8 protein-coding genes and 1 pseudogene are annotated in these 9,679 nt (G+C 69.2%); 6 read left to right on the top strand and 3 right to left on the bottom strand.

The genetic code is table 11. The features are described from left to right. Nucleotides 1-139: 139 nt before the first annotated feature. Nucleotides 140-385: pseudogene (locus ACFHPP_RS29500) on the top strand (IS110 family transposase); the annotation flags it as partial. Nucleotides 386-1,065: 680 nt separating this feature from the next. On the opposite strand, the gene cueR reads toward ACFHPP_RS29500, so the two are convergent. The 3 genes from cueR to ACFHPP_RS29485 are packed head-to-tail and all read right to left on the bottom strand — an operon-like array spanning nt 1,066 to nt 4,295. After that, entirely contained in the window at nt 1,066-1,542 is a 477-nt protein-coding gene (cueR, locus tag ACFHPP_RS29495; RefSeq protein WP_437166800.1) for a Cu(I)-responsive transcriptional regulator, read from the bottom strand. 5 nt (nt 1,543-1,547) lie between these two features. Then, entirely contained in the window at nt 1,548-4,082 is a 2,535-nt protein-coding gene (locus ACFHPP_RS29490) for a heavy metal translocating P-type ATPase (protein WP_437166799.1), read from the bottom strand. Nucleotides 4,083-4,094: 12 nt separating this feature from the next. After that, on the bottom strand, nt 4,095-4,295 hold the full coding sequence (locus ACFHPP_RS29485; RefSeq protein WP_437166798.1) for a heavy-metal-associated domain-containing protein: 201 nt from the start codon (nt 4,293-4,295) through the stop codon (nt 4,095-4,097). Between the two features lie 138 nt (nt 4,296-4,433). Between ACFHPP_RS29485 and ACFHPP_RS29480 the strand changes: the two genes are divergently transcribed. The 5 genes from ACFHPP_RS29480 to ACFHPP_RS29460 form a co-directional block, all read left to right on the top strand. Next, on the top strand, nt 4,434-4,652 hold the full coding sequence (locus ACFHPP_RS29480; RefSeq protein WP_437166797.1) for an FMN-binding negative transcriptional regulator: 219 nt from the start codon (nt 4,434-4,436) through the stop codon (nt 4,650-4,652). A gap of 48 nt (nt 4,653-4,700) precedes the next feature. Further along, nucleotides 4,701-4,880, top strand: a complete 180-nt coding sequence (locus ACFHPP_RS29475; RefSeq protein ID WP_437166796.1) for a hypothetical protein — start codon at nt 4,701-4,703, stop codon at nt 4,878-4,880. 57 nt (nt 4,881-4,937) lie between these two features. Beyond that, nucleotides 4,938-6,092 (top strand): efflux RND transporter periplasmic adaptor subunit, encoded by a 1,155-nt coding sequence (locus ACFHPP_RS29470; protein WP_437166795.1) that lies wholly within the window; start codon nt 4,938-4,940, stop codon nt 6,090-6,092. Continuing rightward, nucleotides 6,089-9,265, top strand: coding sequence for an efflux RND transporter permease subunit (locus ACFHPP_RS29465; protein ID WP_437166794.1), 3,177 nt, complete (start codon nt 6,089-6,091; stop codon nt 9,263-9,265). The genes ACFHPP_RS29470 and ACFHPP_RS29465 overlap by 4 nt, the downstream gene beginning before the upstream one ends. A gap of 264 nt (nt 9,266-9,529) precedes the next feature. Beyond that, on the top strand, nt 9,530-9,679 hold a 150-nt coding region (locus ACFHPP_RS29460; protein ID WP_437166801.1), incomplete at its 3' end, for a heavy-metal-associated domain-containing protein.

Here is a 9,679-nt window from a genome sequence, read left to right as displayed (position 1 = left end):
CTGGTCCACCGCAACGCCGGTCGCCTCGGCTTCGTCGCACCATCAGAATAAGCATTCGGAAAAGCGCCGATGCATCGTCGTCGTCTACTGTCTGGTCTGCTCGCGGTGCCTGCCCTCGGGAGCGTCGGCGCCGCCTTGCCAGCGGGCGCGGCTCAAGACGATGACGCAGTCGATCCTGCACGCCCATCTGGTGCCGCCATGCCCGCATGCCGACCTGCTTGGGCCAAAGGGGCGGGCCTAGCTGCTGGCACAGCCCCTCCCGCCAGACGAGGCCGACGCGGTGGCGCGCCACCTGCGCGAGCACGAGCGGCTGAGTGAGGACCTACGCGTGGTCGAGCGGGAGATTGCCCGGGACGCTCTGGCCAATCCCGATGCCAAGCGGCTGAAGAAGAACTGGACGTAGGGGCTGTCGAGGAAGCGTGCGCAGACGGCGTCATCGGAGAGGCCGTCCATGTGCTTGATCAGGTGCAGCCCGACCATGAGGCGGGTCGGCAGTCCAGGCCGGCCAATGCCGTCGCGGTAGAGCGGGCAGAAGGAGGTGGCGAAGCGATCCCAGTCGATTAGGCCCGCGAGGCGCACCAGGGGATGACGGCGATCGACGAGGTTCACCAGGGCCGAGCGGAAAAGTTCGGGCTGCTCGGATGGCGGCGATTTCGGCGGCATCGGCGGTCTCCAGGCGGCGACGCGCCAAGGGAATCACGCCGCTCGACGGGCTTCAACAGGGCCGCGGATTTGCAAGGTTTTCGACCGCTCCGGACAGCAGCCTTACAAGCGCGAATACTTGCGTCCGCCGCAAACCCGAGGAATCCCGGGGACTTCCGCGTTGTTCACGTCCGACTACAGCGACTGAAAAACGGCACCCTATCCGGCCCCTAGGAACAAATGTTCCGGGTAGGCGGCCCCATCGGGCAGGTCATAAATGCTAGGTGTGTCTGGGGAAAATTGGAGCAGCGGTGGGAACCGGATTCCAACCTGCTCTGGCGTCTGTGAGACGCGTCTCGCTATTTGCGTCACCTTCTGGTGCCCCAGGTGGGTGGGCTGGGTCAGTGAAGAGGCGCTGCGCAGCTACCCCTGCGGAGGCGCAGGAATTCCGGCATAGCGAAGGTCCTCCACAGCACGTCTGCGCCGTCTTTCCTTCGCTCCGGGCGAGACTGCCTGTCCGGAAATGCCCTCCAAGATAGGGCATTCGGGCCGATGGTCGCCGTGGCACGCCGCGGCCAAGTGACGCAGCGTGTCCCCCATCGCCTGAAGCGCCTTCACTTTCTCGTCGATCGCCGTCACATGCGCCTGCGCGAGCCGCTTGACCTCGGCGCTGGCGCGGCCGCGGTCGCGCCAGAGGCTGAGCAGATCGGCGATCTCGGTGAGCGGAAAGCCGAGGTCGCGGGCATTGCCGATGAAGCGGAGCGCATGCACATCCTCCGCCCGGTAGACGCGATATCCGCTCTCGGTCCGCAGTGGCGCCGGCAGAAGGCCGATCGCCTCGTAGTGGCGGATCATCTTCACTGAGACGCCGGAGGCCTTCGAGGCTTCACCGATGTTCATCGCCATCACTCCCCGATAGCGACCGCGGCGGGTCTGAACCGCCGCAGCCGGAGCGCATTCGCCAGCACGAAGACGCTACTGAGCCCCATTGCCGCCGCCGCCAGCATAGGCGACAGCAGCGTGCCGCCGAAGGGCCACAATACACCCGCCGCGACCGGGATCAGCGCGACGTTGTAGGCGAAGGCCCAGAACAGGTTCTGCCGGATATTTGTCATCGTCGCGCGGCTGATCGCGAAGGCGGTCGCCACCGCCCCGAGGTCACCTGACATCAGCACGACATCGGCGCTCTCGATCGCAACATCAGTGCCGGTGCCTACCGCAAGGCCGACGTCGGCAGCGGCGAGCGCCGGCGCGTCGTTGATGCCGTCGCCCACGAAGGCGACCTTCCGCCCGCCCTCGCGCAGGCGCTCTACGGCCGCGACCTTGCCGTCCGGCAGGACCTCGGCGACCACCTCCTCGATGCCGAGGCCGCGGGCGATCGCCTCCGCAGTGCGCCTATTGTCGCCGGTCACCATGGCTATGCGCAGCCCCTGCGCCCGCAGCGCGGCGAGGGCTGCGGGCGTTCCCGGCTTGACCGGGTCGGCCACCGCGAGCGCCGCCACGAGCTGCCCGGCCACCGCGGCATAGAGGGGCGTGCGGCCCTGGTCGCCGAGCGCCGCCACCATCGTGGCGAAGCGCCTGACGTCGAGGCCGAGCCGCGCCATATAGCGATCGGCGCCGACTGCGACGTGCCGCCCATCCACCAGCGCCGTGGCGCCGAAGCCGGGCACGGCCTCGAACGCCGTAGCCTCGGCCAGAGCAAGGCCGCGCGTCCTTGCCGCTGCGACGATGGCCTGTGCAACCGGGTGCTCCGATTTGGCCTCGACTGCAGCGATCAGCGCCAGGATCGTGGCCTCGTCCTCGCCTGGCGCGACGACCAGGTCGGTCAGCACCGGGCGGCCTTCCGTCAGCGTGCCGGTCTTGTCGAGGGCGACAACCTCGACATCTCGCAGTGCCTGCAGCGCCTCGCCCTTGCGGAAGAGCACACCGAGCTCTGCCGCCCGGCCGGTGCCGACCATGATCGACGTCGGCGTCGCCAGGCCCATGGCGCAGGGGCAGGCAATGATCAGCACCGCGACCGCGTTCACCAGCGCGAAGGCGAGGGCTGGGTCCGGCCCGAAGAAGAGCCACACGCCGAAGGTCAGCGCGGCGATGGCGAGTACAGCAGGGACGAACCACATCGTCACTTGGTCCACCAACGCCTGGATCGGCAGCTTCGATCCTTGCGCCTGCTCCACCATGCGTACGATCTGCGAGAGCACGGTCTCGCCACCCACCGCAGTAGCGCGGAAGCGGAAGGCGCCGGTGCCGTTCACCGTACCGCCGGTGACGCGTGCGCCGGGCACCTTCTCCACCGGCACGGGCTCGCCGGTGATCATGGCCTCATCCACGAAGGAAGCGCCCTCGGTGACCTCGCCATCGGCAGGGATGCGGTCACCGGGCCGCACCAGCACGATGTCGCCGGGGATCAGTTGCGCGGCCGGGATCTCCTGCTCCTCTCCGTCGCGCAGCACGCGCGCCGTGGGTGGCTGCAAGCCCATGAGGCGCCGGATTGCCTCCGACGTGCGGCCCTTGCTCCGCGCCTCGAGCCAACGGCCAAGCAGAATCAGGGTGACGATCACCGCCGCCGCCTCGAAAAAGACATGCCGTGCATCGGCGGGCAGCAGCGTCGGCGCGAAGGTCGCAACAGTGGAATACGCGAAGGCCGCGCCGGTGCCGAGCGCGACGAGGGAGTTCATCTCCGGCGCGCCGCGCAGCAGCGCGCGCCAGCCCTTGGTCTGGAAGCCGAGGCCGGGGCCGAACATCACTAGCGCGGCGAGCAGGAACTGGATCTGCCAGCTCAGCGTTAAGCCGATGCTGTCGTGGATGGCGTGGTGCAGCGTCTCGGAAAGGTGTGCGCCCATCTCCAGGACGACCAGCGGCAGCGTTAGCAGGGCGGCCAGGCCGAGGCGGCGCGCCAGGCTCTGCAACTCAGCCGTACGCGCCGCGCGCTCGCGGTCGTCACGCGCCGCGGGCGGCTCCGCGCCCAGGCGCTCGGCACCGTAGCCGGCAAGCCGCACGGCCTCGACCAGGTCGTCGGCGCCGACGGTCGCCAGATGCGTGACGTTCGCGCGGTGCGTGGCGAGGTTCACCGCAGCGTGGGTCACGCCGGGCACCGCCTTCAGGGCACGCTCCACACGGCCGACGCAGGAGGCACAGGTCATGCCCGTGATGGCGAGTTCGGTGACCTCGCGGCCGACGCCGTAGCCGGCGCTCTCCACCGCGCCGAGCACTTTGGCGAGTTCAGGTGTTCCCACGAAGCGGATCTCGGCCCGCTCCGTCGCCAGGTTCACCGAGGCCGAGGCGACGCCGGGCACGGCCGCGATCGCGCGCTCCACGCGGCCCACACAGGACGCGCAGGTCATGCCCGCGATGGGCAGCGACACCGCGCCACCCGGCGCGGCATGAGAAGATGTGGGCACCGCTGGGATCCAGGCGGCGACGTTGTTGTCGGGAGGCATCGCGCGTTCTCCTCAGCCGCGGGTCGTGTTGGCGTAGCCGGCCGCGGTGATCGCCGCGGAGAGGCTCGTCGCGTCGGTCGTGCTCGCGACGCGCAGGCGGCGCGTTGCGAGGTCGGCCTTGACCTCAGCGGTGGGATCGAGCGCCTTCACCGCCTGCGTGATGGTGCGCACGCAATGGCCGCAGCTCACGTCGGGAATGTCGAAGTCCTGCATCGTCGTCTCCTGTCGCAATGTCGCGGGAGATCACCTTGTCAAAGCTCCCATGTTGGGAGGGTCAAGCGGTCTTTTCAGCGGGAGTGGGCCGGATAGCCACTGCGCAAATGCAAGGCTGCCTGCAAACGCGTAACGCATGTGTGGTGCGGCCGGCGCTGCTCGCTGTGGAGGGGCCCGATACCTAACCTCTCGCCCGACCTTTACGACGTGCCTAACGAGATGCCGACCTGGACCTACACGGCGGTTCACCTCTCAGGCCGGTCGCGCGTCCTGCTGGCCGAGGCTCTCCCGCGCATCTGGAGCGCCTATCGCCTGCCATCGAGGGCGGGCTCGCGCCAAAGGCGCCGTAGCGAATGAAATTGGTCGATCCGCAGTGCCGCAGGCGATGATGCGGGCCGTCGCCGCGTGGAAATCCTGGTGCCCGCCGAGGGGATCCAGGCGCAGCGCAAGCTGATCCAGCACAAGGGCGATGCGGAGCATCGCGGCGCCATCGCAGGCCCCTCTGTCCGGTCCGATCCGGCCGCGCATTCCGTAGCAGCGCTGGGCGAAATCCTGACCGTGAAGCAGCTCAAGAAAGGCACTTGACCCTCCCAAGTTGGGAGACCTGCAGGTCCCGCTCGACACAGCCAAGGAAGCACGGACATGCCACGACTTCTTCCAATTGCGCTCGCCGCTGCGGTTGCTGCCGGCGCGGGCGCCGCGTGGTACCACAGCGGCCGCCCCGTCCAGGCCGACACGCCGACCGCTGCCACGCCGGCGATCGCGGTACCCATCGCGCCGGTCCTTGTCCGCGAAATGGCCGAAACTGCCGAGTTCACGGGCTTCCTGCACGCGGCGCGGAGCGTGGAGCTGCGCCCGCGCGTCGGCGGCATGATCGAGGTGGTGGAGGTGCCGGAAGGCGGCCTTGTGCAGCCCGGCCAGGTGCTGTTCCGGCTGGATCAGCGGCCCTACCGCGCCGCGCTGGCGCGCGCCGAGGCGGCGCTCGCCGAAGCGCGCGAGCGCCATGCGCTTGCCGGCCGGCAACATGCGCGGACGCGAAGCCTGGCGAGCGATGGGTATGCTCCGCGCGAGCGGCTCGACCAGCAGGCAGCCGAACGTGCGGTCTTGGGCGCGCAGGTGCAGGCCGCCGAGGCAGCTCTCGCCACAGTCCGGCTCGATCTCGACTTCACCGTGATCACGGCACCGGTTGCCGGACGGATCGGCCGCGCGCTGGTGACCGAGGGCAACCTCGTGGCCGCCAGCGAGACGCTCCTGGCCGGCATTGTCGCCGTGGACCCTATCCACCTGCTATTTGACGTGGACGAGCCGACCTATCTGCGCCTCCTGGCGGCTGCGGCGGGGGCCGGCGACACGCCGGTAGAGGTCGAGGTCGGGCTGACCGGCGAGGACGGCTTCCCGAGCCGGGGACAGCTCGACTTCCTCGACACCCAGGCCGACCGCGCGACCGGCACGGCGCGGCTGCGCGCGGTGCTGGCGAACCCCGACGGCAGGCTCGCACCGGGGCTCTTCGCGCGCGTGCGGGTGCCGCTCTCTGCGCCGCGCCCAACGGTGCTGGTGGCGGAGGCCGCGATCGGCGCGGCGCAGGGCGGCCGCTACGTGCTGGTCGCCGCGCCGGACGGCATCGCCGCCTTCCGTCCGGTCCGCCTTGGACCTGCGGCGGGAGAGGGCCTGCGCGTGGTGCGCGAAGGACTCTCGCCCGGTGAGAGTGTGGTCGCACGCGGCATGATCCGCCCCGGCACACGCATCGCTCCGCTGCCCGCTTCCGTGGCCTCGCACGCACAGGAACCTCGGTCATGAACGCCATCCCACGCTTTTTCGTGGAGCGGCCGATCTTCGCGGTCGTGCTCTCCGTCCTGATGCTCGTCGCCGGCGGCCTCGCCCTGATCCGCCTGCCGCTGTCGGAATACCCCGCCGTCACGCCGCCCACGGTGCAGGTCGTGGCGCAGTTCCCCGGCGCCTCGCCGCGCGAACTCGCCGAGACTGTCGCAGCGCCCATCGAGCAGGAGGTAAACGGCGTAGAGGGCATGCTCTACATGACCTCGCAGTCGGTAGACGGGCAGGTCACACTCGCCGTCACCTTCGCGCATGGCACCGACTCTGACCTTGCGCAGATCCGCGTGCAGAACCGCATCCAGCGCGCGCTGCCGCGCCTGCCGGAGGAGGTGCAGCGGCAGGGGGTCGTTGCGCGCAAGGTGTCGCCCGACATGCTGATGGTGGTGCATCTGGTCTCGCCAGATGGGCGTTTCGACGCACTGCACCTGGCGAACTTCGCCACTCTGCAGGTGCGCGACCGGCTGCAGCGCATCCCTGGCGTGGGCGAGGTGAATGTCTGGGGTGCCGGGGACTACGCCATGCGGATCTGGCTCGATCCAGATCGCATGGCCGCCCGCGGTCTGACGGCGGCCGAGGTTGTGCGCGCGGTGCGCGCGCAGAACCTGCAAGTCGCCGCCGGCGCCGTCGGACGGCAGCCGGGCGCCGGTCTGGCGCCGCAACTCACCATTGATTTTCGCGGCCGCCTTTCTGAGCCAGAGGAATTCGCCGCGATCGTACTAAAGACCGGCGTGGAGGGGCGCCTCGTTCGGCTCGGGGACGTCGCCCGCGTGGAACTCGGCGCGGAAGGATATGCGCTGCGCTCGCTGCTGGACGGCGAGCCGGCCGCGGCGCTGCAGATTATCCAGGCACCGCACGCAAATGCGCTGGACGTCGCCGCCGCGGTGCGCCGCGCCATGGCGGAGATGGGTGTGGAGTTCCCGCAGGGCATCGAGCATCGCATCGCCTATGACCCGACGGTGTTCGTCCGCGCATCTATCTCCGCAGTGCTCGTCACGCTGCTGGAGGCGGTGGCGCTCGTCGTGCTGGTGGTGGTGTTGTTTTTGCAGGACTGGCGCACATCCTTGATACCGCTGGTGGCCGTGCCTGTCTCGCTGGTCGGCACGCTCGCCGTGATGCTGGCGCTCGGCTACTCGCTTAACACGCTTTCGCTGTTCGGCTTGGTGCTGGCGATCGGCATCGTCGTGGACGACGCGATCGTGGTCGTGGAGAACGTGGAGCGGCACATGGCCGCGGGCCTCGCGCCGAAGGACGCCGCGCGCAAGGCCATGGACGAGGTAACTGGGCCGATCGTTGCAATCACTTCGGTGCTGGCCGCAGTTTTCTTGCCGGCCGCTTTCCTCTCCGGCCTTCAGGGCGAGTTCTACCGGCAATTCGCGGTGACAATCGCGGTCTCCACGGTGCTCTCGGCGGTAAACTCGCTGACGCTGAGCCCGGCGCTCGCAGGCGTGCTGCTGAAGCCTCATGGTATGCCAAGGCGGGGGCCGCTCGGTTGGTTCTTCGCACGCTTCAACCGCGGTTTCGACGCGACGGCGAGGGGGTATGGCGCCTTCGTGCAGCGCGCCGCACGCGCAACCGGCCTGGCGCTGCTTGTCTATGCCGGGCTGCTCGGCCTGGGCTGGCAGGGCTTCCAGCAGGTGCCGACCGGCTTCGTGCCGCAGCAGGACAAATACTACCTCGTCGGTATCGCCATGCTGCCCGCCGGCACCTCGATCGAGCGGTCGGAGGCTGTGGCGCGGCAGATGTCGCGGATCATGCTGGACGAGCCCGGCGTGGAGAGCGTAGTGGCCTTCCCGGGTCTCTCAATCGACGGCTTCGTCACGCTGCCCAACGCTGCCGTCGTCTTTACCATGCTCGAATCCTTCGAGCAGCGGCGGACACCCGACCTTGCTGCCAACGCCATCGCGCAGCGGCTGCAGGCCAGGCTGTCCGGGATCCAGGACGGGCTTGCCCTGGTATTCCCGCCGCCGCCGGTGCCCGGGCTCGGCGCGGTCGGCGGCTTCAAGCTCCAGGTGCAGGACCGTGCGGGACTGGGGCTCGAGGCGTTGGCCGAGGGGACACAGCGGCTCGTCGCCGCGGCCGCGCAGCGACCGGAACTCGCCGGCGTGATGGCGAGCTTCCATGTATCGGCTCCACAGCTGAGGGTGGAGCTGGACCGCGACCGCGCCCTGGCAATGGGCGTTGCGCCGACCGATGTGGCGCAGGCGCTGCAACTCGCGCTCGGCTCGCTCTATGTGAACGACTTCCAGCAACATGGGCGGACCTACCGCGTGATCGCCCAGGCCGACGCTGGCTTTCGCCTGCGCGAGGAGGATCTGGCGCGGCTGCGCGTGCGCAGCGCCGCGGGCGCGATGGTGCCGCTTGCTTCGCTGGTGCGCGTTCAGGCCTCAACAGGACCGGACCGGGTGGTGCGCCACAACGGCTATCCCTCGGCCGAGGTCGGCGGTGCGCCGGCACCCGGCTTCGGCTCCGGCCAGGCCCAAGCGGTGATGGAGGCACTGGCGCGCGAGGTGCTGCCGCCGGGCATGGCGATCGAATGGACCGAATTGGCGTTGCAGGAACGTCTAGCCGGCAATGCGACGGCCTATGTCTTTCCCGTCGCTGTGCTGCTCACGTTCCTCATCCTGGCGGCGCAGTACGGCAGCTGGTCGCTGCCGCTGGCCGTGCTGCCGGTCGCGCCGCTCGCGGTGGCCAGCGCGCTGGGCGGCGTGATCGCGACCGGGGGCGACAGCAACGTCTTCAACCAGATCGCCTGGCTGGTGCTGGTCGGGCTGGCGGCGAAGAACGCGATCCTGCTCGTGGAATTTGCCCGCGAGCGGGAGCTTGCGGGTGCCGACCCATTGGCTGCGGTCATCGAGGCGGCGCGGCTGCGGCTGCGGCCGATCCTGATGACCTCCATCGCCTTCGTCGCCGGTGCAATCCCACTTGCCCTTGCTACCGGCGCCGGGGCGGAGATGCGGCGGGCCATGGGCATCGCGGTCGCCTCCGGCATGGCTGGCGTGACGTTGCTTGGCCTGCTGTTCACGCCCGTCTTCTACCTGCTGGTGCGTCGCGTGGCGCAGCGGCGACCGGCGGAGCCTTCTGCTGCGACTGCACCAGCTCCGAATGCCACTACCGCTGCCCATGCTGCAAGGGCCTGACCATGAAGCCCGCCTCGCGTTCCATCGGCCTGCTGCTGACGACCGTCCCACCCGCCGTATGGAGCAGCAACTCAATCGTGGCGACGGAGAGGCTCACGCATGATCTCGCCCTCACCGTGGCCGACGCTGCTGATGACCATGGTCAGGTGCCGCGCTGGTTTAAGGCGACCCCCGGAAGAAGAACGGAGCCGCGCGTGGCCCTTGACCCTCCCATCGCGGCAATCACCACATTATTGGGCAGACGAAACTTAGAAGGACAGCGTGATGCATCGCTTTCGAATCGCGAACATGAAATGCGGCGGCTGCGCCAAGGGCGTCACGGCGTTGCTGCGCCAGGCCGACCCGCTGGCGGAGATCGACATCAAGCTGGACACGCGGGAGGCGGCCGTGACGTCGACCCTGGATACGGCGCGC

This window comes from Falsiroseomonas sp. E2-1-a20 (assembly GCF_051433195.1).
GTDB lineage: Bacteria > Pseudomonadota > Alphaproteobacteria > Acetobacterales > Acetobacteraceae > Falsiroseomonas.
This window is presented reverse-complemented; position numbering and strand designations above follow the sequence as displayed.

Coding starts and splice junctions, on each gene's coding strand:
- cueR (WP_437166800.1), bottom strand. CDS start 1,542: ATGAACATCGGTGAAGCCTCGAAGGCCTCCGGCGTCTCAGTGAAGATG.
- ACFHPP_RS29490 (WP_437166799.1), bottom strand. CDS start 4,082: ATGCCTCCCGACAACAACGTCGCCGCCTGGATCCCAGCGGTGCCCACA.
- ACFHPP_RS29485 (WP_437166798.1), bottom strand. CDS start 4,295: ATGCAGGACTTCGACATTCCCGACGTGAGCTGCGGCCATTGCGTGCGC.
- ACFHPP_RS29470 (WP_437166795.1), top strand. CDS start 4,938: ATGCCACGACTTCTTCCAATTGCGCTCGCCGCTGCGGTTGCTGCCGGC.
- ACFHPP_RS29465 (WP_437166794.1), top strand. CDS start 6,089: ATGAACGCCATCCCACGCTTTTTCGTGGAGCGGCCGATCTTCGCGGTC.